The organism is Dyella sp. AD56 (assembly GCF_002878475.1).
GTDB lineage: Bacteria > Pseudomonadota > Gammaproteobacteria > Xanthomonadales > Rhodanobacteraceae > Dyella.
In genome coordinates, this window is the sequence record NZ_NRDP01000023.1 from 23,763 (window position 1) to 44,587 (window position 20,825).

General features: G+C 64.3%; 21 protein-coding genes and 1 tRNA gene. 15 read left to right on the plus strand and 7 right to left on the minus strand.

The window, feature by feature from the left end:
• Positions 1 to 12: 12 nt before the first annotated feature.
• Both fdxA and DyAD56_RS14655 read right to left on the minus strand, forming a co-directional pair.
• Positions 13 to 336, minus strand: a complete 324-nt coding sequence (gene fdxA / locus DyAD56_RS14650; protein ID WP_102303517.1) for a ferredoxin FdxA — start codon at positions 334 to 336, stop codon at positions 13 to 15.
• 50 nt (positions 337 to 386) lie between these two features.
• Positions 387 to 462: transfer RNA gene (locus tag DyAD56_RS14655), tRNA-Glu, on the minus strand.
• A gap of 192 nt (positions 463 to 654) precedes the next feature.
• On the opposite strand from DyAD56_RS14655, the gene pcnB reads away from it, so the two are divergent.
• The 6 genes from pcnB to pgi all read left to right on the plus strand — a co-directional run bounded on the left by pcnB (position 655) and on the right by pgi (position 6,497).
• Entirely contained in the window at positions 655 to 2,016 is a 1,362-nt protein-coding gene (gene pcnB, locus DyAD56_RS14660) for a polynucleotide adenylyltransferase PcnB (RefSeq protein ID WP_102303620.1), read from the plus strand.
• Positions 2,013 to 2,495, plus strand: coding sequence for a 2-amino-4-hydroxy-6-hydroxymethyldihydropteridine diphosphokinase (gene folK, locus DyAD56_RS14665; RefSeq protein ID WP_102303518.1), 483 nt, complete (start codon positions 2,013 to 2,015; stop codon positions 2,493 to 2,495). The genes pcnB and folK overlap by 4 nt, the downstream gene beginning before the upstream one ends.
• A 56-nt stretch (positions 2,496 to 2,551) precedes the next feature.
• Positions 2,552 to 3,382: a 3-methyl-2-oxobutanoate hydroxymethyltransferase gene (panB, locus tag DyAD56_RS14670; protein ID WP_102303519.1), complete on the plus strand. Its 831-nt coding sequence runs from the start codon at positions 2,552 to 2,554 to the stop codon at positions 3,380 to 3,382.
• Between the two features lie 25 nt (positions 3,383 to 3,407).
• Positions 3,408 to 4,253: a pantoate--beta-alanine ligase gene (gene panC, locus DyAD56_RS14675; RefSeq protein WP_102303520.1), complete on the plus strand. Its 846-nt coding sequence runs from the start codon at positions 3,408 to 3,410 to the stop codon at positions 4,251 to 4,253.
• A gap of 100 nt (positions 4,254 to 4,353) precedes the next feature.
• Positions 4,354 to 4,740, plus strand: a complete 387-nt coding sequence (gene panD, locus DyAD56_RS14680; RefSeq protein ID WP_102303521.1) for an aspartate 1-decarboxylase — start codon at positions 4,354 to 4,356, stop codon at positions 4,738 to 4,740.
• Between the two features lie 113 nt (positions 4,741 to 4,853).
• Complete coding sequence (gene pgi, locus DyAD56_RS14685) at positions 4,854 to 6,497, plus strand: glucose-6-phosphate isomerase (RefSeq protein WP_102303522.1); 1,644 nt, start codon at positions 4,854 to 4,856, stop codon at positions 6,495 to 6,497.
• A gap of 41 nt (positions 6,498 to 6,538) precedes the next feature.
• Here the strand turns inward: pgi and queG are convergent, their stop codons facing one another.
• Positions 6,539 to 7,609, minus strand: a complete 1,071-nt coding sequence (gene queG / locus DyAD56_RS14690) for a tRNA epoxyqueuosine(34) reductase QueG (RefSeq protein ID WP_102303523.1) — start codon at positions 7,607 to 7,609, stop codon at positions 6,539 to 6,541.
• A 60-nt stretch (positions 7,610 to 7,669) separates the two neighbouring features.
• Here queG and DyAD56_RS14695 point away from each other — a divergent pair, with 60 nt between their 5' ends.
• The 5 genes from DyAD56_RS14695 to DyAD56_RS14715 all read left to right on the plus strand — a co-directional run bounded on the left by DyAD56_RS14695 (position 7,670) and on the right by DyAD56_RS14715 (position 14,353).
• Positions 7,670 to 9,154 (plus strand): NAD(P)H-hydrate dehydratase, encoded by a 1,485-nt coding sequence (locus DyAD56_RS14695; protein WP_102303524.1) that lies wholly within the window; start codon positions 7,670 to 7,672, stop codon positions 9,152 to 9,154.
• On the plus strand, positions 9,151 to 9,609 hold the full coding sequence (gene tsaE / locus DyAD56_RS14700; protein WP_102303525.1) for a tRNA (adenosine(37)-N6)-threonylcarbamoyltransferase complex ATPase subunit type 1 TsaE: 459 nt from the start codon (positions 9,151 to 9,153) through the stop codon (positions 9,607 to 9,609). The genes DyAD56_RS14695 and tsaE overlap by 4 nt, the downstream gene beginning before the upstream one ends.
• Positions 9,610 to 9,808: 199 nt before the next feature.
• Entirely contained in the window at positions 9,809 to 11,434 is a 1,626-nt protein-coding gene (locus DyAD56_RS14705; protein WP_102303526.1) for an N-acetylmuramoyl-L-alanine amidase, read from the plus strand.
• An 88-nt stretch (positions 11,435 to 11,522) separates the two neighbouring features.
• Positions 11,523 to 13,361, plus strand: coding sequence for a DNA mismatch repair endonuclease MutL (gene mutL, locus DyAD56_RS14710; RefSeq protein WP_102303527.1), 1,839 nt, complete (start codon positions 11,523 to 11,525; stop codon positions 13,359 to 13,361).
• Between the two features lie 80 nt (positions 13,362 to 13,441).
• Positions 13,442 to 14,353, plus strand: a complete 912-nt coding sequence (locus DyAD56_RS14715) for a DUF1684 domain-containing protein (RefSeq protein WP_102303528.1) — start codon at positions 13,442 to 13,444, stop codon at positions 14,351 to 14,353.
• Positions 14,354 to 14,414: 61 nt separating this feature from the next.
• Here the strand turns inward: DyAD56_RS14715 and DyAD56_RS14720 are convergent, their stop codons facing one another.
• Complete coding sequence (locus DyAD56_RS14720) at positions 14,415 to 15,197, minus strand: enoyl-CoA hydratase-related protein (RefSeq protein ID WP_102303529.1); 783 nt, start codon at positions 15,195 to 15,197, stop codon at positions 14,415 to 14,417.
• A 153-nt stretch (positions 15,198 to 15,350) separates the two neighbouring features.
• On the opposite strand from DyAD56_RS14720, the gene DyAD56_RS14725 reads away from it, so the two are divergent.
• From DyAD56_RS14725 to DyAD56_RS14740, 4 genes are all read left to right on the plus strand, one after another.
• Positions 15,351 to 16,067, plus strand: coding sequence for an FKBP-type peptidyl-prolyl cis-trans isomerase (locus tag DyAD56_RS14725; protein ID WP_233202467.1), 717 nt, complete (start codon positions 15,351 to 15,353; stop codon positions 16,065 to 16,067).
• A gap of 119 nt (positions 16,068 to 16,186) precedes the next feature.
• Entirely contained in the window at positions 16,187 to 16,384 is a 198-nt protein-coding gene (locus tag DyAD56_RS14730) for a DUF1289 domain-containing protein (RefSeq protein ID WP_102303531.1), read from the plus strand.
• The gene (locus DyAD56_RS14735) at positions 16,381 to 16,986 is read left to right on the plus strand and encodes a CoA pyrophosphatase (RefSeq protein WP_233202469.1); all 606 of its coding nucleotides are present in this window, start codon (positions 16,381 to 16,383) and stop codon (positions 16,984 to 16,986) included. The genes DyAD56_RS14730 and DyAD56_RS14735 overlap by 4 nt, the downstream gene beginning before the upstream one ends.
• On the plus strand, positions 16,983 to 17,864 hold the full coding sequence (locus DyAD56_RS14740; protein ID WP_102303532.1) for a sulfurtransferase: 882 nt from the start codon (positions 16,983 to 16,985) through the stop codon (positions 17,862 to 17,864). Before DyAD56_RS14735 ends, DyAD56_RS14740 begins: the two co-directional genes overlap by 4 nt.
• Before the next feature lie 53 nt (positions 17,865 to 17,917).
• Here DyAD56_RS14740 and DyAD56_RS14745 read toward each other — a convergent pair whose 3' ends face one another.
• The 3 genes from DyAD56_RS14745 to DyAD56_RS14755 all read right to left on the minus strand — a co-directional run bounded on the left by DyAD56_RS14745 (position 17,918) and on the right by DyAD56_RS14755 (position 20,766).
• Positions 17,918 to 18,673, minus strand: a complete 756-nt coding sequence (locus DyAD56_RS14745; protein WP_102303533.1) for an enoyl-CoA hydratase/isomerase family protein — start codon at positions 18,671 to 18,673, stop codon at positions 17,918 to 17,920.
• Positions 18,674 to 18,772: 99 nt separating this feature from the next.
• The gene (locus DyAD56_RS14750) at positions 18,773 to 20,194 is read right to left on the minus strand and encodes a DUF4139 domain-containing protein (protein ID WP_233202497.1); all 1,422 of its coding nucleotides are present in this window, start codon (positions 20,192 to 20,194) and stop codon (positions 18,773 to 18,775) included.
• A 140-nt stretch (positions 20,195 to 20,334) separates the two neighbouring features.
• Complete coding sequence (locus DyAD56_RS14755; protein ID WP_199178991.1) at positions 20,335 to 20,766, minus strand: thioesterase family protein; 432 nt, start codon at positions 20,764 to 20,766, stop codon at positions 20,335 to 20,337.
• Positions 20,767 to 20,825: the final 59 nt, after the last annotated feature.

Consider the following 20,825-nt stretch of genomic DNA (forward strand, 5'->3'; position numbering starts at 1 on the left):
CCTGGTGACGCCTCAGCGCTCGAGCAGGCCCAGCTTATCGGGCTTGTTTTCCCATTCCTTGGCGTCGGCCAGGGCATCCTTGCGCTCGGTGATCACGGGCCAGCCCTTGGCCAGTTCCGCGTTCAGCACCACAAACGATTCCTGACCCGCGGGGACGTCGTCCTCGGGGTAGATTGCATTGATCGGGCACTCGGGTTCGCAGAGAGTACAGTCGATGCACTCGTCCGGATCGATGACAAGGAAGTTGGGACCTTCGTGGAAGGCGTCGACGGGACAAACTTCGACGCAATCGGTGTATTTGCACTTGATGCAGTTGTCGGTAACGACAAAAGTCATGCTGTCGCGCGCCTGTTGGTGGAAGGACGCGGCCCGTGCCAGGCCGGAAGTGGCGCTCCCTACGAGGTTCGAACTCGTGTTCCCGCCTTGAGAGGGCGGTGTCCTAGGCCACTAGACGAAGGGAGCGAAATGCACCGGAGCGCGCTAGTATAGCGGAATTGTCTCGCCCAGCAATGCCCCGGAGGGGCCGGAATTGATAGGGTGGAACGACCGTCGGCTCTCTGGGGCAGATGGATATGCATGTGGATGCGGCGGAACGATGCCGCGAATGATCGCTTTGAATGGCGCACTGCGCCTGCAAGCAAGGATCCAAACCGCTTGAATCACGACGCAAGGACCAACGCCACGCCTGCATTGCGCATCATTCCGCGCGAGCAGCACGTGATTTCGCGCAAGAACATCAGCAAGGCAGCACTGCGCGTGCTCTACCGCCTTAATGAGGCAGGCTATCAGGCCTATCTCGTGGGGGGCGCCGTGCGCGATCTCCTGTTGGGCGGGCATCCCAAGGATTTCGACGTGGCCACCAGCGCCACGCCCGACGAGGTCAAGAAACTCTTCCGCAACTGCCGCCTGATCGGACGCCGCTTCCGTCTGGCCCATGTGGTGTACGGCCCGGAAATTATCGAGGTGGCCACGTTCCGCGGCACCGGCGAGGAAGAGGGCGAGGGTGACCGCCATATCGTCGACGGCCGCATCGTGCGCGATAACGTGTGGGGCACCATTGAAGAAGACGCGTTGCGTCGCGACTTCCGCGTCAATGCGCTTTACTACGACATCAGCGACTTCTCGGTGCGCGATTACGTGGGCGGCATGCAGGACGTGCAAGACCGCGTGTTGCATCTGATCGGCGATCCGGCCACCCGTTACCGCGAAGACCCGGTGCGCATGCTGCGCGCCGTTCGTCTCGCCGCCAAGCTCGATTTCCGCATCGATACTGCGGCGGCCGCGCCGTTCGCCGAGTTGGGCCCGCTGCTGGCCGATGCCGCGCCGGCGCGCCTGTTTGACGAATCGCTGAAGATGTTCCTTTCCGGCCACGGCCTCAAGAGCTTCCGCATGCTCGAACAGACGGGCCTGCTGAAGTTCATGTTCCCGGCTACGGCGCGCGCGCTCAAGCGCGGTGACGAGGCGCTGCGCGCACTGGTCGAGCAGGGGCTGGCCAACACCGATGCCCGCGTGGCCGAAGGCAAGTCGGTGACGCCGGCCTTCCTGTTCGCCGTGCTGCTGTGGGGCGAAGTGCGCGATTTGGCGCACACCTGGATGACCAAGGATATGGAGCCAGTGGCCGCGTGGGAGCGTGCCGCGACGCACGTCATCGCTGAGCAGTGCCAGCGCGTGGCCATTCCACGTCGTTTTACGCTCACCATGGAAGAAATCTGGGGCATGCAGCCGCGCTTCGAGCAGGTGCAGCGCAAACGCGTGTTCCGCCTGATGACTCATCCTCGCTTCCGCGCCGCGTTCGATTTCCTGCTGTTGCGCGCGGCCGAGTCGCCGGCGGTCCGGCAGTTGGGTGAATGGTGGGATCACGCCCAGCAGTTGCCGCCCGAAACGCTGGCGGCGGCTTTGGCGTCGGGTGGTGCCTCGGGTGGCGCGATTGAGAGCAACACCCCTGCGCCTAAGCCGCGCAAGCGGCGTCGGCGCAAACCGGCCTCGAAGTCGGGTGGGAAATCGGATCAGGCGTGACCAAAGGATTCGTTGCGCTGGGCAGTAATCTCGGTGACGCGCGTGGCCAGGTGCTGAGTGCGTTCGACGCGCTGGCCCGCCTGCCGCAAACCCGGCTGCTCGGGCGTTCCTCCTTCTACCTGACGCCGCCGTGGGGCGTACTGGATCAGCCGGCCTTCATCAACGCGGTGGCGTACATCGATACCGCGTTGTCGCCGCATGATTTGCTCGACGCCTTGCTGGACATCGAGCGTGCTGCCGGGCGCGTGCGTGACGGTGAGCGCTGGGGGCCGCGCACGCTCGACCTGGACGTGCTGTATCTGGATGGTGTGGCGATATCCGATGAGCGACTCACGTTACCGCACCCCCGCATAGCCGATCGAGCCTTTGTGCTGCTGCCGCTCCATGACCTGGCGCCGGACCTAGTGTTGCCGGGGCAAGGGCGTGTGGCCGACCTGCTTGCCCATGTCGATACCGCTGGTTGCGAGCGTCTGCCTTGAGCCATTCACGTCCCACGCGGGATAATCCACGTCTGCTTCCGTTCTAGGAAATCATCGTGTACGCGCAAAAAGCGAACGCACCCACGCGCAAGTCAGTCACCGTGCCAGCGCTGCGTGCGATGAAGGCGGAAGGCCGTCGCATCGTTATGCTGACCTGTTACGACGCGAGCTTCGCGGCGCAGTTGGAAATGGCCGGTATCGACGTGGCCTTGGTAGGCGACTCGCTGGGTATGGTTATCCAGGGGCACAAGAGCACGCTACCGGTCACGCTGGATCACATGGTCTATCACACCGGCATCGTGGCGCGCGGACTCGACGCGACGCTGCTCATTGCCGACCTGCCTTTCATGGCCGATCGCGATGTTCCGCATGCGCTCGAAGCCGGCGCGCAGTTGGTGGGCGAGGGCGGCGCTGCGATGGTGAAGATCGAGGGTGCGTCGCCGCATATCCTGGAAGTCATCACGGCACTGGTCGAGCGAGCTATTCCCGTCTGCGCGCACTTGGGGCTTACCCCGCAATCCGTACATAAGTTCGGTGGGTTCCGTATTCAGGGGCGTGCGCAGGATGCCGCCGACCGGCTCGTTGAAGAAGCCAAAGCGGTGGAAGCTGCTGGCGCCGACTTGCTGGTACTGGAAGGCATTCCCACGGTCCTGGGCGAACGCATCACGCGGGCCGTCTCCATTCCGACCGTTGGCATCGGTGCCGGCCCGCATTGTGACGGGCAGGTGCTAGTCATCCATGACATGCTGGGCGTCACGCCGGGTAAGCGACCGAAATTCAGCAAGGATTTCCTCGCAGGACGCGACTCTGTGGCTGCGGCGATCGCGGCCTATGCCGAGGACGTGCGCAGTGGCGCCTTCCCGGCACCGGAACATTGCTTCGACTGAAGCGACAGAGCAAAGCAGAACCGATATGCAAACAGTGCAAGATGCCGCGCAACTGCGCGCCGTCATCCGCGGCTGGCGCGGCCAGGGCCTTACCGTGGGCTTCGTGCCCACCATGGGCAATCTCCATGCCGGTCACCATTCGCTAATCAAGCTGGCCCGCGCCCGGGCAGAGCGCGTGGTCGCAAGCGTCTTCGTCAATCCGACGCAGTTCGGGCCGAACGAGGATTTTGAGCGCTACCCCCGTACCTTGGTGCAGGATCAGGTCGGCCTGGCAGAGCAGGATTGCGACCTGCTGTTCGCGCCGGAAGTCGCCACGCTGTATCCATTCGGTTCCCAGAACAGCGTAAGCCTCCACGTGCCCCAGCTCACCGAGACGCTGGAAGGGGCTCATCGCCCCGGCCACTTCGACGGCGTCGCCACCGTGGTGTGCAAGCTGTTCAACCTGGTTCAGCCGGACCTGGCCGTGTTCGGTCAGAAAGACTTCCAGCAGCTTAAGGTTATCGAGCGCATGGTCCGCGACATGTCGCTGCCAGTGAAGATCATGGGCGCGGCCACCCTGCGTGCCGATGATGGCTTGGCGCTCAGTTCGCGCAATCAGTACCTCACCCCTGATCAGCGAGCCCTGGCACCTCAGGTCTACGCCACCTTGCAGCAGATGCGTGAGCTCATCGCCAAGGGCCATGCGTGGCACGTGGTGGAGCAGGCCGCTGCGTCCAAGTTGGCGCGGGCGGGCTTCGAACCTGATTACGCAGCCATTCGTCGCGCCGAAGACCTGGCTGAGCCGGGCGAAGGCGAGACCGACGGCCTCGTCGCCCTGATCGCGGCGCGGCTGGGTTCCACCCGCTTGATCGACAACTTGCCTTTCGACTGACCGGCCCCATCTGGGGCTTGCCGGGACTGTTGTTGCGATGCGGCGCGTCCCGGCGGGATAATGGTGTGCTACGCGGACTGTACCTGCCGGAATTGAAGTCATGAACCTGAACATGCTCAAGTGCAAGATTCACCGTGCCACGGTGACCCATGCTGAGCTCCACTACGAAGGCTCCATCGCCATCGACGGCCTGTTGCTCGATGCCGCTGGCATGCGTGAGTACGAACAGATCCATGCGTGGAACATCAACAACGGCAAGCGTTTCGTCACGTACGCGCTGCGTGCGGAGGAAGGCTCCGGCATCATCTCGGTGAACGGTAGCGCCGCGCATCGTGCACAGCCGGGTGACCTGATCATCATCGCTGCGTTTGCCCAGCTGTCCGAAGCGGAGCTGGAGCAGTTCCAGCCGACGCTGGTGTACGTGGACGCCAACAACGCGATTTCGCACACCAATCGCTCGATTCCGAAGCAGATGGCAGCGGCCTGATGCGTCAAGCCTCGCCTTGGTGCGGGGCTTGAGTGCGGTGCAACAAATCTGCTGGCGTGTGGCGCGGAAAGCTGCGTAAGATCGGGATCTCTCCAAGCCAAACATGAGATCCCATGTCGCCCGAGCGCCGTCCGTCCTTCCTGGCAGAACACGTCGACCGTCTGGCCGGCACGCATCTTCGCGACCTGTTGAAGGACGCCGAGCGTGGCAAGCGACTGCGCCATCGTCTTGGCCCGATCCTGCTCGACCTCAGCCGACAGAAGCTCGACCTCAAGGCGTTGAACGCCTTGGGTGCGCATGTCGAAGCCTCCGGTTGGCAGGCGGCCCGCGACGCTATGTTTGCGGGTGCACCCATCAATACGTCCGAAAACCGCGCGGTGTTGCATACCGCGTTGCGTGCTAGCGGTTCGCAACTGCGGTCACCTGCGCCGCAAGATGCGCTCACGGAAATCGAACAGACCCTGCAGCGCATTGATGCGCTGGTGAAAGCCATGGAGCTTGGCGATGCCAGCGCCTTCGGCGTCGCTCCAGGCATCACTGATGTAGTGAACATCGGCATCGGCGGCTCGGACCTCGGGCCGCGCTTGGCGGTGCGCGCATTGGCGCCGTATCACGTGCCGGGCCTGCGTAGCCACTTCCTTACCAATGTGGACGGCCAGTCGGCCTACGAGTTGATGCACCAGCTCGATCCGAAGCGCACGCTGGTTATCCTGGTGTCCAAGACGTTCACCACGCAGGAAACGCTGCTCAATGGCACTGTTTTGCGCGACTGGATCAGTCGTGCCTACGGCGGCGACAAGGCGGCTGTATCCCGCCATTTCCTGGCGGTCAGCGCCAACGTCGCTGAGGCGGAAAAGTGGGGTGTGCCGGCCGCGCAGGTTTACCCCATGTGGGATTTCGTCGGCGGCCGTTTCTCGCTTTGGTCAGCGGTGGGGTTGTCGCTGGCGATTGCGATCGGCTCGTACAACTTCCACGAATTGCTGCGTGGCGCGGCATTGGTCGACGATCACTTCCGTTCTGCCGCGTGGTCAGAGAACCTGCCGGTGCTGCTCAGCCTGGTGGAGTACTGGAACCGTAACGCTCAGGGGCGCGGCAGCCGCGCCGTGGTGCCGTACGCGGATCTGCTGACCGACCTTACGTCCTACCTCCAGCAATTGGAGATGGAAAGTCTGGGCAAACAGGTCACGCCGCAGGGGCAGCACGTGACGCAGTCCACCTCGGCGGTGGTGTGGGGTAGCGTGGGAACCAATGCACAGCATGCCTACTTCCAATCGTTGCACCAGGGCACGGATGTCGTGCCGCTCGAGTTCATCGGCGTTGTAAAGCCCGCGCACGATCTCAACGCCAACCACGAGGCTTTGTTGTCGAACCTGCTCGCGCAGGCCGCGGCGTTGGCGCTCGGCAAAACGCTTGACGAAGCACTGGCCGAAGCGACATCCGGTACAGAAGAAGAGCGTCGTGTGCTTGCAGCCCAACGCACCTTTCCGGGCGACCGCCCGAGCACCGTGATGTTGCTGGATGCGTTGACGCCGGAAAGCCTAGGCGCATTGATCGCCCTGTACGAACACAAGGTGTTCATGCTCGGCCATCTGTGGGGCATCAATGCGTTCGACCAGTGGGGTGTGGAGCTCGGCAAGGCGATCGCGCGACAGATTCTTCCCGCGTTGGGCGAAGACGGCGCCAAGCACGCAGGCGCCTTTGATTCCGCAACGCAGGCGTTGATCGAAGCGATCCACGAGCGCCGTACCGCTCAATAACCGTCGTGCCGTGCGGGAGCCCTGTGTGCTCCCGCACGGGGTTAGGCGGCCTGACGGGCGAGCGCCCAGGCCACGTGCTCGCGCACGACGTCCGAAGGATGATCGGCACGCGCAAGCAGCGCCTGTCGCACGTCTTCCGAATGCGGGGCATTGCCGAGGGCGACGGCGATGTTGCGCAGCCATCCTTCGTAACCCGTGCGACGGATCGCCATGCCTTCCGTTCGCTGCAGGAATTCCTGTTCGCTCCAGCCGAACAGCTCCACCAGCTTCGCGCCGTCCAGACGATGGCGCTGCGCGAAATCCGGCTCTGTCGCCTCCTGCGCAAATTTGTTCCACGGGCAGATCAGTTGGCAGTCGTCGCAACCGAAGATACGGTTGCCCATCGGTTCGCGCAGTTCTTCGGGAATGCTTCCGCGTAATTCGATGGTGAGATACGAGATGCAGCGCCGCGCATCGAGCTTGTACGGGGCCACGATGGCCTGCGTCGGGCAAATGTCGATACAGCGTCGGCAGCTTCCGCAATGCGCGCTGGCCGGCGCATCAAGGGGGAGCGGCAGATCCGTATAGAGCTCGCCAAGGAAGAAATATGAGCCGGCGCTGCGATTGATCAGCACGGTGTGCTTGCCGATCCATCCGAGCCCGGCATTGCGTGCCAGTGCCTTTTCGAGCACTGGTGCCGAGTCGACGAACGCGCGATAGCCAAAGTCGCCGATGGCACCGTGGATGCGTTCGGCCAGTTTCTGCAACCGGTTGCGCATCAGCTTGTGATAGTCGCGTCCCAGGGCGTAACGCGCAACGTAACCAGCCTCGGCATCGTGCAATACGTTCCATGCGTTACGCGTGCCGGGTGGGATGTAATCCATGCGTACGGAGATCACACGCAATGTGCCCGGCTCCAGTTCGGCCGGGCGGCTGCGCTTGTCGCCATGGCGGGCCATGTATTCCATCTCGCCGTGATGGCCATCGTCGAGCCAACGCTTGAGATGCAACTCGTCCTCGCCCAGATCGGTGCCGGCGATCCCACAATCGGCAAAACCGAGCTCACCCGCCCAGCGCTTGATGTCGAGCGCGAGCGCAGCGTAATCGGTAGATGGGGTGGAAACAGAGGACATGTGCGTATTGTAGGCGCTACGGGCATCGACCCATTCGTAGGCATGCCTATAATTCCCGTCATGACCGCCTCCATCCATCGTCATGAGCTCTACACCGTTGAACAGGTGCGGGCGCTCGACCGCCGCGCCATCGACGTGCTCGGCATTCCAGGCTATGAACTGATGCAGCGTGCCGCCGCTGCTGCCTTGGTCTGCCTGCGCCAGCATTGGCCGCACGCGCGGCGCATCGCGGTGTATTGCGGGCCGGGCAACAACGGCGGGGATGGTTTTTTGCTCGCCGCGCTCGCCCGCGAGGTAGGTATCCATGCGGATGTCTTCACGCATGGCGAGAGCCGCGGTGCGGATGCCATTCGTGCGCGTCGCGAGTTCGAGCATGGCGGCGGCACGGTGCACGCATGGCAGGAGGACCGCGAACTTCCGCTGGCCGAAGTGCACGTGGATGCGCTCTACGGCACCGGTCTGCAGCGCGCGCTGACACCGGATGTAGCCGCGCTGGTGAACCGCATTCATGCCACGGGGGTACCCGTGCTTGCGCTCGACGTGCCATCCGGCGTGAACGCCGACACGGGCGATGTGCCCGGCGATGCCGTGCAGGCGAGCGTCACCGTGACGTTTATCGCCGCCAAGCGTGGCCTCTGCACTGGGCTCGCGCCGGGTTATGTGGGGAGCGTGCAGTGGGAATCGCTGGGTTTGCCCGACACGCTGTGGCAAGGGGCTGATGCGGATGCCGAACTCATGCGGCCCTGGACCCTGCCGCCGCGTCCGCGTCAGGCGCACAAGGGCAACAACGGACATGTGCTGGCGATCGGCGGCGATCACGGCACGGCAGGTGCGATCCGGTTGTGCGGCGAAGCGGCGTTACGCGGCGGTGCGGGACTGGTCAGCGTGGCCACGCGTGCCGAACATCTGATCGCGCTCAACAGCGCCCGGCCCGAACTGATGGCGCACGACGTCAACGGCCCGCAGGCACTGGAAGCCCTGCTGCCGCGCGCCACCGTGCTGGCAGTGGGGCCGGGGCTGGGGCAGGGTGCCTGGGGTCATGCCTTGTGGCTGACCGCGCTCGAGGCCGACCTGCCGCTGGTGCTGGATGCCGATGGCTTGAACTTGCTGGCGCACGAGCCGCGCGAATTGCCCGGCACAGCTGTGATTACGCCCCATCCGGGAGAAGCGGCACGCCTGCTGGGTTGCGATACCGCGGATGTCGGCAAGGACCGTTTTGCGGCCGTGCGCGAGCTGGCTCGCCGCTATCGCGTGGTGGCAGTCCTCAAGGGTGCCGGTAGTCTGGTGGCCGATCCCGCAGGCCGCGTGGCGGTATGTCCGTGGGGGAACCCGGGCATGGCCACGGGTGGCATGGGCGATCTGCTGACCGGCATCATTGCCGCGCTGATCGCACAGGGCTGCGATGCCTGGCAGGCGGCTTGCCTTGGCGTGGCGCTCCATGCCCGGGCCGGGGATCTCGCCGCGCGGCAAGGTGGCGAGCGCGGTCTGATGGCCAGCGATCTGCTGGAGCCACTGCGGCGGCTGCTCAACGGACAGGAAGCATGACGGATCCAACCTGGAATCTACCCGACGAGGCGGCCACCGCCGAGCTAGCCACCCGCATGGCCGGTGCCCTGGACGGTGGACTGGTGGTCTATCTGCACGGCGACTTGGGCGCCGGCAAGACGAGCTTTGCCCGCGCCCTGCTCAGGGCGCTAGGTGTGGGGGAGCGGGTCAAAAGCCCAACCTACAGTCTGGTCGAGTCCTATCGTGCCAACGGGCGCGCCGCGTGGCACCTGGACCTCTATCGCATCGCTGATCCGGGGGAGTTGGAGTGGCTGGGGCTGGACGCCTTGTCAGACCCTGCCGCCCTTGTCCTGGTCGAATGGCCGGAGCGTGGAGCTGGGGCGCTTCCCGCGCCCGACCTGATCGTGCATCTGGGTTATGCGGGCACCGGGCGCAAAGCCCGAATGGAAGTGCGCACGGAGCGTGGCGCGGCCATCACCTCACACCTGGGCTGAACTCGTGTTCGGCGGTCGATGCGCCTAAGTATCGGTACTTGCTGAGATTTTTGTCATGGCTTGAGCTGGCAGCTAAGCCTTCAGTTTGCGTGGCTTGCAGCCGATAGCTGGATGCTGACTGACGAAAGCTGTGCAGGTTATGGAAATTCAAGGGAAAACCTCTTGCAATCGTGAGGCCGCTGGGCTTCAATTCCGCTCCATGAAGGGATTAAGGACGCATCCTGTTTTGCTCGGCGCCGTGGCCTTGCTCGCCGTGGTGCCTTTTTGCGTCGCCCGCGCGGCCGACGTGAAGTCCGCCCGTGTGTGGGCCGGCCCCGAATACACCCGTGTCGTGCTGGACGTGTCCGGCCCGGTCACCTACAAGCTCAACCAGGACGGTGACGAGCTGACGGTGGACGTCAACGCCAGCACCATCGCCAGTGGCTTCAGCTCGCCGGGTGCCACGGGTCTGTACAAGGGCCTGAGCGGGGCAAAGCAGGGCAACAACGTCCATCTGACTGCGAAGATCGACCCCTCCAGCAGCGTCAAGAGTTTCCTGCTCAAACCGCAGGCCGACTATGGCTACCGGCTGGTGGTCGACCTGTACCCGGGCAATGGCAGCGTGGCCAAGTCGGCGCCGGTGAAGTCATCCGTATCCACATCGGCCCCATCAGACAGCGATGGGGACAGCGACAGCGCCACGACCGCCGCGAACGTGGTCCCGTCGCCCGCAGTCGTTCAGGCACCGGCTCCCGCGCCTGACCCGGTGCGCAGCACGGGCAAGTCCTCGATCAAGCCGACCCAGAGCGGTATGGCCTCCACGCGCGCCGCTGCCGCATTGCTCAACGGCGAGCGCAAAGTGGTCATCGCCATCGATGCCGGTCACGGCGGCGAAGATCCCGGCGCACACGGCCCTGGCGGCACGCTGGAAAAGAACGTCACCCTGGCGGTGGCTCGCCAGTTGGCCGACCAGATCAACCAGCAGCCCGGTATGCGCGCCGTGCTGACGCGCAGCGCCGACTTCTTCATCCCGCTGGCGCAGCGCTACCAGATCGCCCGCAACAACTCCGCCGACCTGTTCGTGTCGATCCACGCCGACGCCTTCATCAACGGCGACGCCAAGGGTTCCTCCGTGTGGGTGCTGTCGCCGCGCGGCAAGACCAGCATGGCGGCCCGCTGGCTGGCCGACGGCCAGAACCGCGCCGACCTAATCGGCGGTGTCACGCTGGACGACAAGAACGACGGCTTAGCCGCCGTGCTGCTGGACTTGCAGCAGGGCTATTCCATGCAGGCGAGCGAGTCGGTTGCCGGCAATGTGCTCAAGGCGTTGGGCAATATGGGTCCGACGCACCGTGGCTACGTGGAGCGCGCGAACTTCGTGGTGCTGCGCTCGCCGGACGTACCGTCGATCCTGGTCGAGACGGCCTTCATCAGTAACCCGGACGAAGAGCGGAAGCTGCGCGACCCCTCGCACCAGGCGCGCCTCGCCACCGCGGTGATGGGTGGTATCCGCGGCTATTTCGAATCCACGCCGCCGCCGGGTAGTTGGTTCGCCGCCCAGGCATCCCGTCGCAACGGCGTGGCGAATGTCGCCACCTCGCAGGGCGACGACGAGACCTCGGCCAAGGCGACCCGCGCCGTGGCCCAAGCCATGGCTTCCACGCCCAGCGCTTCCTCCCGCGCCGATGACGGCGTGCAAGACCTGCATCGTGTGGAGCGCGGCGAAGACCTGCGCAGCATCGCCAAGCAGTATGGCGTCAGCATCAGTGCGATTAAGAACGCTAACAAGCTCGACAGCGACAGCAGCGTGCATGTCGGCATGATGCTGGCCATCCCGGCCAGCTGAGCCGGGTTTGCCAAGGCTTGAACGAAGCGCCGCCCCTGGGGCGGCGCTTTTGCTTTCGCCCCGGGGCGACAGGCTCTAAGCTTTGGTAATGCCAGTCATTCGTCCCCTCCCACCCGAACTCATCAATCAGATCGCTGCCGGTGAAGTGATCGAACGACCGTCCTCCGTCGTGAAGGAACTGGTCGAAAACAGCCTCGATGCGGGTGCGACGCGCATTGAAGTAGATATCGAGCAGGGCGGTGCCCGGCTGATCCGTGTGCGCGATGATGGTTGCGGCATCGTTCCTGACGAGTTGCAGCTGGCGGTCGCCTCGCATGCCACCAGCAAGATCGGCAGCTTCGACGATCTCGAGCATGTCGCGAGCATGGGCTTTCGCGGTGAAGCGCTGGCCTCGGTTTCCTCGGTGGCGCGGTTCGCGCTGACGTCGCGCGCGCAGGGCATGGATACGGCATTCCGCATCGAAGTGGATGGCGGCAAGATGCAGGCCACACGGCCGGCGCAGCACCCGCAGGGCAGCAGCGTGGAAGTGCGCGACCTGTTCTACAACGTGCCGGCGCGACGCAAGTTTCTCCGCGCCGAGCGTACCGAGTTCGCGCACATCGATGATCTGCTGAAGTCGTTGGCATTGGCGCGCAGCTCGGTGGAATTCCGCTTGAGCCACAACGGCAAGCCGGTACGCATCCTCAAAGCAGCGCGCGACGAAGGCGCGGCGTTGCTGCGCGTGGCGGAAGTGATGGGCGAGGATTTCCCGAGCCAGTGCCTGCGCATCGACCACGCAGCGGCCGGCCTGCATCTGTCGGGCTGGGTGGGTTTGCCAACAGCGTCGCGCTCGCAGGCGGACTCGCAATACTTCTACGTCAACGGACGATTGGTGCGCGATCGCATCGTTGCGCACGCTGTGCGCCAGGCTTATGCCGATGTGCTTTTCCACGGGCGTCATCCGGCGTTCGTGCTGTACCTCGAACTGGATCCTGTCGGTGTGGATGTGAACGTGCATCCGGCCAAGCACGAAGTCCGTTTCCGCGAGCAGCGGTTGGTACACGATTTTCTGTTCCGTACCCTGCACGAAGTACTTGCGCAGACGCGCGCCGGCAACACGGGTTTGCCCGCGAGCGAACCGTCGTCCCCCGTCATGGCGTCGTCTTACGGTATGGCGCCACCGTCGGCACAGCCAATGTCCGCACCGGCATGGCCGAACGCTTTCAGCCAGAGCCGCTTGAGTCTGGGTGTGAGGGACCAGCCGCTGGCCGGTTACGCCGCGTTGCTGGGCGAACCGGCTAACGCACCCACGGCGCTGGCCTTCGCCACCCATGCACCGCTGCCCGAAGCCAGCGAGGAAGAGGCGCCGCCGCTGGGCTTTGCGCTCGCCCAGCTCAAGGGCATCTACATCCTCGCGGAAAATGCGTTTGGGTTGATCCTCGTGGATATGCACGCGGCGCACGAACGCATCACCTACGAAAAGCTCAAGACTGGCCGTGCGTGCAGCAACCTGCGCTCGCAGATGCTGCTGGTGCCGTTGAACGTATCGGTGAGTGCGAAAGAAGCCGCCGCTGCGGAAGAACATGCGGACGCTTTGGCGGAGTGGGGCCTGGAACTGTCGCGCAGTGGTCCGTCCGGCGTCGTGGTGCGGCGGATTCCCGCCTTGCTCGAAGGGGCCGACGTCGCCCAGCTGTGTCGCGACGTACTCGGCGAACTGGCGCAGCACGGCAGTTCGCGCCGCCTGCAGGAGTTGGAAAACGAACTGCTCGCCACCATGGCTTGTCATGGCTCAGTGCGCGCCGGTCGGCGTCTCACCCTTCCTGAAATGAATGCTTTGTTGCGAGAGATGGAGGCGACCGAACGTTCCGGGCAGTGCAATCATGGACGTCCAACCTGGACCCAGCTCAGCCTGCCGGAGCTGGACAAGCTGTTCCTGCGCGGACGCTGACCGTTTCTTGCGCTGGTGCGCGCTTGCCACGTCGCCAAATGGACGGCCATACTCGGAACCTCGTTTCGACGGACCTCATCATGTTGCGTACCGCCGTACTCGCTTTGGCCCTGACCCTTGGAGTTGCCACCGTGCAAGCCCAGACCAGCGACGCAGCCGCGTCGACCGATTTCTCCCAGCAGAACACCCACTGGCGGAACAAGCGCCTGGCCAGTCTCACGGCGCCGAACGGCTGGTTGAGCCTGATCGGCCTGGACTGGCTCAAGGATGGCGCCAATCGTGTAGGCAGTGCGTCCGACAATGACGTCGTGCTCAAGGCCGGCCCCGCGCATCTTGGCGTGGTGACGGTGGCGAAGGACGGCAGCCTCCATATCGTCCTGGATAAGCACAGCGCTGCCACCGTCAACGGTCAGTCCGTTACCGAGGCGGCGCTGATCGATGACGCCCACGCCGGCGACGGCAGTCCTTCCGTGGTGGCGTTTGGTTCGGTGAGCTTCCTTGTCATCGAGCGCGACGGCCGTAAGGCGTTGCGTGTGAAGGACAGCAACGCCGAAACGCGTTCGCATTTCCAGGGGCTGGACTATTACCCGGCCGACCCCTCGTGGCGCATCGTGGCCGACTGGGTGCCGTTCAATCCGCCGCACGAGCTGGAGATCGGCTCGGTGCTGGGCACGATCAACAAGGAAAAGGTGCCGGGCAAGGCCGTGTTCCATCGCGACGGCCACACCTATGAGCTGATGCCGATCCAGGAAGAGCCCGACTCGCTGTTCTTCGTGATCGCGGATCGCACGTCAGGTAAGGAAACCTACGGCGCGGCGCGTTTCATGTATGCGGATCTGCCGAAGGACGGCAAGGTTGTGCTGGACTTCAATCGCGCCTACAACCCGCCGTGCGCGTTCACGCCGTACGCGACATGTCCGCTGGCACCGCCGGAAAACCGCATGGACCTCGCGGTGACCGCGGGCGAGAAGAAGTACAAGGGCGGTCACTGACCGCAGCGCCCACGGAGTCGCCACGACGGCCAGCCTTTGCGCTGGCCGTCGTGCTTTTGCGTCAGCGGCCCTTGAACTCAGCCTTGCGCTTTTCCAGGAACGCCGTGGTGCCTTCGCGCATATCCTCGGTGGCGAAGGCCAGAGCGAACGCCTGTGTTTCAAACTCCAGGCCCTGGTCGATGCTGGTTTCACCGCCTTGCAGGACTGCGTCCAGAATGCCGGCCGCAGCCAGCGGGGCGGCTGCCGCCAACTGGTCAGCTATGGCGTTCACGGTGTCGTCCAGCGCCTCAGGCGCTGCCACGCGCGTGACCACGCCCAGTTCGTAGGCGCGCTGGGCGCCGATCGGGGTGCCCAGCAGGCACAGCTCCAGCGCTGCGCCGCGGCCGGCCAGGCGCAACAGGCGCTGCGTGCCGCCGAAGCCGGGAATCAGGCCGAGGTTGATCTCGGGTTGGCCGAACTTGGCTTTCTCGCTCGCTACGCGCAGGTGGCAGCACATGGCCAGTTCCATGCCGCCGCCGAGGGCGAATCCTTGGATACGGGCGATGACCGGCTTGCCCAGGCGTTCGACCAGGCTCATCAGACGCTGGCCGGCGCGCGAGAAGCCCTGCGCCTGGACCGGCGTGTAACCATTCATTTCCGAGATGTCCGCGCCGGCCACGAAGGCCTTCTCGCCAGCGCCGGTCAGCACCACCACGCGCACGGCGTCGTCCTGGGCGGCCTGGGAGAACGCCAGGGTCAGCTCGTTGAGCGTCTCGCGGTTGAGCGCATTGAGCTTGTCCGGGCGGTTGACGGTGATGGTGCGCACCGCGCCGCGGTTGGCGATTTCCAGGTTGCGATAGGCCATGATTCCACTCCGGCAGGAAAAGCGACGATGGTACCAGCGGGAACCTTTGGCGCCCCGGATGTTCTCAGCAGGGACGCCGGATCGTCCGGTTCCGCTGCATGAATCGCCCGGACGGCTTAGGATGGGCGAATTGCGGCTGCAATGGAGGAAGGCATGGCACAACTGCGTTGGCTCGCGCTGGGCATCCTGATGTGGGGTGTCGTGGCGCATGCCCAGGACAGTGGGGCCCCGCAGGACCAGTCCCAGGTCAAGCTCGACAAGAACAAACTGTCCTACGCCATTGGCTACCAGATCGGCAGTCAGTTCGCCAACGGCGATCCGGACGTGGACATTCCCACCTTGGTGCGTGCCATCCAGGACGCATACACCAAGAAGCGCCCGACCGTGCCCATGCGGGACATGCACGATCAGCTGCGCGAACTCGACGAGCAAATGCATACGCAGGCGTTGGCGCAGTTCAAACAGGCTGCAGAAAACAATGCGCGCAAGAGCGCCGACTACATGGAGCGCAACAAGGCGAAGCCCGGTGTCATCCAGCTTCCCTCAGGCATCCAGTACGAAATAGTGAAGAAGGGCACAGGCACCAAGCCCGTGCCGGAAGGCTCGGTGGTGACCGTGAACTTCCGTGCCATGCTGATCGACGGTACCGAATTCGATAGCTCGTGGGCGCATGGTTCGCCAGTCAGTTTCGTGGTCAACAACAAGGTGATCCCGGGCTGGCAGGAAGTGATCCAACGCATGCACGTGGGTGACTTGTGGAAGGTCACGGTGCCGCCCAGCCTTGCCTACGGTGTGAAGGGTGACCCGCCGCGCATCGGTCCCAACGAAGCACTCGTCTTCGAAATCGAGTTGCTCGAAATCAAGCCCTGATGCCTCGCGGTCGCGGGCCTGGCGCACGTCGCCAGGCCTCGGCTGAGTGGCCGCCGTGATAATATGTGCGCTTCCTAGGCACGCTCTGGTGCCGCACCTCACCGGTAGTTTCCCGCGGCATGACGGCAGCTGACAGCTCCCCTGTTTCTCCCAGTAATCCACTCAGTCCGTGCATCGGCATTTGCCGTCTGGATGAGCGCGGTTACTGCGAGGGCTGCCTGCGCACCGGTGACGAAATTGCCCGCTGGCGTGGCATGGGTGAGCAGGAACGACTCCACTACATGCGTGACGTGCTTCCCGCGCGGAAGCAGCCGTGACGGCGGAGTGGCTGGCCGATCTGAATCAGGCCGTGCTGCCGTTGTCGACACCGCCGAGCGGGCCGGGTTGGAACCATACGGACATGGCCGAGCTGATCGGCGACAAGCCGCGTCGGCCTGCAGCGGTGTTGGTGGGCGTACGTGAAGGCGTGCAGCCACGCTTGGTGCTGACCGTACGAACCGACCACCTGCAGGACCATGCCGGTCAAGTCGCGTTTCCCGGTGGTCGCACGGATCCCGAAGACACTGACGCCATCGCCACTGCCTTGCGCGAAAGCGAGGAAGAGATCGGCTTGGCGCGCCGTCTGGTGACGCCGCTAGGCTTTTTAGACCGCTTTGAAACCATCAGCGGCTACACCATTACGCCGGTGGTGGCGCGCATCGATCCCGAAGCGCGTCTGTATCCGGCGCCGGCCGAAGTGGCCGAAGTATTCGAAGTGCCGTTGTCGTTCTTCCTTGAACCGCGCAATCTCAAGCGATACACCATGGACTTCCGAGGCCATCGTCGCGACATGGTGGAGTTCGTGCACGGCGGCCACCGCATCTGGGGTGCCACGGCCGCCATGGTGTTCAACCTCCTGCAGAGGATGGGACGCATATGACATTCAAGACCACGCTGATCAACGTTGAAGAACTGGCCGTACTCGCGCCCGACGATGTGCTGATCGTGGACTGCCGTTTCGACCTCATGGCGCCCGGTAGCGGCGAGCGTGACGTCGGTAAGGGTGAACGTGATTACCGCGAAGGACACATTCCCGGTGCGGTCTACGCCAGCCTTGATACCGACCTGTCCGATCTCTCGCGCAAAGCAGAGGGGCTGGGGCGTCACCCGCTGCCTCTGGAGAACGCCTTCTCTGATGTGCTGTCCCGATGGGGCTGGCGCGATGGCACGCAGATCGTGTGCTACGACGCTGCGAATGGTTCGCTGGCCGCGGCGCGGTTGTGGTGGTTGCTGAAGCTTGCTGGCATTCGTGACGTGGCGGTACTCGACGGTGGCTATCAGGCGTGGGTAGCAGTGGGCAAGCCGGTGGAGTCGGGCGATGTGCATCGGACGTCCCGCCCGATTTCACTGCATTTCGATACCAGTCGATACATCGTGGATCACGCCTCGCTGCGCAATGATGCGCATCGCATGCTTATCGATGCACGCGCTACGCCACGCTATCGCGGTGAGGTCGAGCCGATCGATCCGGTGGGCGGCCATGTGCCGGGCGCATTCAGTCGCCCGTTCTCGGAAAATCTTCGCGTGGATGGCCGTTTCAAACAGGCTGCCGAGCTGCGTAAGGAATTCGAGGCCTTACTCGGCACGCACGCGCCGCAAGATGTGGTGCACATGTGTGGCTCTGGCGTCACCGCGTGCCACAACCTGCTGGCGATGGAGCATGCGGGCCTGTCAGGGGCGCGGTTGTACGCGCCGTCCTGGAGCGGTTGGGTGAGTGATGCGAATCGCCCTGTGGCCAAGGGCGCCGAGCCGGGCTGATGCCGCTTTCATCTGCAGAAGCGCACGTTGTGCGCTTCTGCAGGAAAGAGGTATTAGTCTTTCTTCTTCAGGCGTGCAACAAGCTTCTCCAGCACCGCCTGAGTTTCCGGATGGAAGTACGCGTCGACGAACTCGTCGATCGGCAGCTTTTCTGGATGTGCCCAAATCGCTGTGAGGTCCGCGCGCGCGATGGTGCGTGTCCTGAGCATGGCGTTGGAGGGCAGGGCGAGCATGGCTTGCATCCAAGCCACTGCGCGTGTCACCACCTGATCGACATGGGTGAGTTCGTCCACCAGGCCGATGGCCAGGGCTTCAGCCGACTCGACCATCGCGCCCGCCACCATCAGCCGTTCGGCGCGATAACTACCCACAATGCGGCGCAGCGCCATCTGGATGCTTTCCGGCACCACCAAGCCGACCTGCACTTCGTTGAGGCCGATACGGAACGGACCTTCCGCCATCACGCGGTAGTCGCAAAACAGCGATAACACTGCGCCGCCTGCGGGGCTGTGTCCGGTGATGGCCGCGACGACGGGCACTGGCGACGTGGCGAGCTTGGAGCAGGTGAGGAAAAACTCGCGCCAGAAATCGCGCACGCCATCGCGGTCACGTCCGAGCAGCGAGGGTACATCGACACCGGCAGAGAACATGCCGGGCATGCCCGACAGCACGAGGCCACGTGCACCACCAGCGACGGCGTTGTCGACTGCATCGCGGATCGCGCGCAACAGGTCGACATTCAGCGCGTTTACCGGCGGACGCGTCATGTTGATTTCGGTGATGGCGTCGTGCGTGATCAGATTGAGCATGGCGATAGGCCGGGAATGAGTGAGAGAGGTGAGTGGCGAGAGTAGCAAAGACCACGAGGCCCCGCTTTCTCCCGCCACTCAGTCCGTTTCACTCGTTGCTCACCCCTGCGGGTTGTCGTCTGCCGTCCACTGGTAGCGCACAGCGTAATCGAGCGTCGCCTTGCCGTTGGCGGGCACCGTCACCTTGAATTCCAGTGTGTCGGTGGTTTGCGAACTCGGCTTGCTGCTCGAGGACACCAGAGTCCACTGGCGCCACCGCTGAGGGTGCTCACGCACCGTCACCGTGCGCGGACTGTCGCCAGCATTGGTCAGCGTAATGCGGAAGGATTCGTCCAGCGTGCGGCCGTTCTTGTCGACGTGGAACGCGGTACGTTCGTGATTGCCACGCAGGTCGAAGGACTGGCCCAGCGTGATGCGTGCATCCTCGCCCTTGGGTGTGTCGTTGATACGGCCTTCGCCGATGAATTGCGGCGTGCCGTTGCGATCAGCGGTGAGCACGCGGAGATAGCCGGCGGGCAGGCTGTCGAAGGCATGGAACTGCAGCGTGCTGACGATGCCTGTGTTCTCACCGCCGGGTGCGAAGTCCTGGCCGATCATCGGCTGCGGTGGTACCCAGCCGCCGCCATTTTCGTACAGTGACGTGCGTTCGCATTCGATCGTGCGCGTGGTGTACAGCGGCACCTGGCTCACGCTGCCGTCCGGCAGGTCCACGGCGCCTGGCAGTGTGTAGGTGCGGTAGTCGGCCAGGGTCGACTGTTCGGGCATGGCCCTGTCAGCGGCCTGGGCCTTCATGGTAAAAGCCATGGGGCGCGGTCCACCGACGGGCTTGGCGATCTGCGGCTCTCCTGCGACCAGGGTCAACTGCACATTGCTCCAGTCGCGACCGCTGCGGTTGGCGATGCTGGCGCGGGATTCGAACTGCATCTTGCAGCCATCGCCCGGTGCCAATGTACCCACGTAAGCGGCACGCCAGCCGAGTCCCGACGTGGTGTAGCTCAAGGTGGCCTGTGCCTTGCCGGCGCGTTTGGCGTCGACGCGCAATTGCAGGCTGGCGCCAGTCTGGAAGCTGCCTTGCGCGCGCACGGCGGCGTAATCGCGGATCAGGCTGGTACGGCCGGAGGCATCTTGCACGAGCAGCCCGTCATCAGCGCGCAGCAGCGTGCCGTTGGCCAGCGGCTGACCGCTGGTGGCGAGGACTTCTACGGGTTGGCCGATCAGGCTCCCCAATGCGGCGTTCTGGCCCTGGCCGAGGCGCAGTCGCTGGGAAATCACCTGGGCGGCATCGCCGTCGACACTCAGTGCCATGGCTTCCGGGTCAAGGTACTGCGGCAGGCCGCCGAGGCTGATGTCCTGCGTGCCGGACTTGAGGTCCAGTTGGCGGGGCTCGCGAGCCACGGCGTAGCCAGCATGCACGCTACCGCTGTCACCGGCGCTGTAGAGCGCGGTGTCGTCACTACGATACAGGGTGAGCGTGGTGGAAGAGGGGGCGGCGATGGCGCCAGCGCCGGTGCCGGCGGCCATGGCAAAGGCAAGGGTACGAAGGGGAAGCGGGATCACGGTCGAACTCCTTTCGGGTGGTCGCCGTTGATAGTACGGATGCCGCATGAAGCTGCGGCATCCGTCGAGCAGAAGGGTTTAACCCCGAATGCCGGCTGGGTCGTTCAAGCGCCCGCTTCGGCAGCGTCGCGGATCGACTGCGGTAGCGGCACGGGTTTGCCCGTGGCCGGGTCCATCCACACCATCACCACCTTGCCGTCGCTGTAGAGCGCGCCATCGTTCGCGTTGACGATGCGGTGGGCGATGGTGACCGAACTGTTGCCCAGGCGCTCGCAGTACAGCTCCACGTTCAACTGGGCCGGCCATTCGATCGGGCGGCGATAGTTCAGCTCGCTCGCCGCCAGCACGGGCATCGAATGCTCGTCGAACCAGCCCGGCACGTGCTGCAGCCACTGCAGGCGTGCCTCTTCGAGGTAGGTGAGGTAATTCGAATTGTTGACGTGATTGAACGCATCCAGGTCACGCCAACGCACGCCGATGGGGGCGACGAACAAGGGGCCGTTCGCCGTCTCCGGTGCCTGTGCGTCGTCCGTCATGGCTGGGGCGGCTTCCTGCACCTCGGCCTTGCGGGAACGTGTGCGCTTCTCAGGCACTG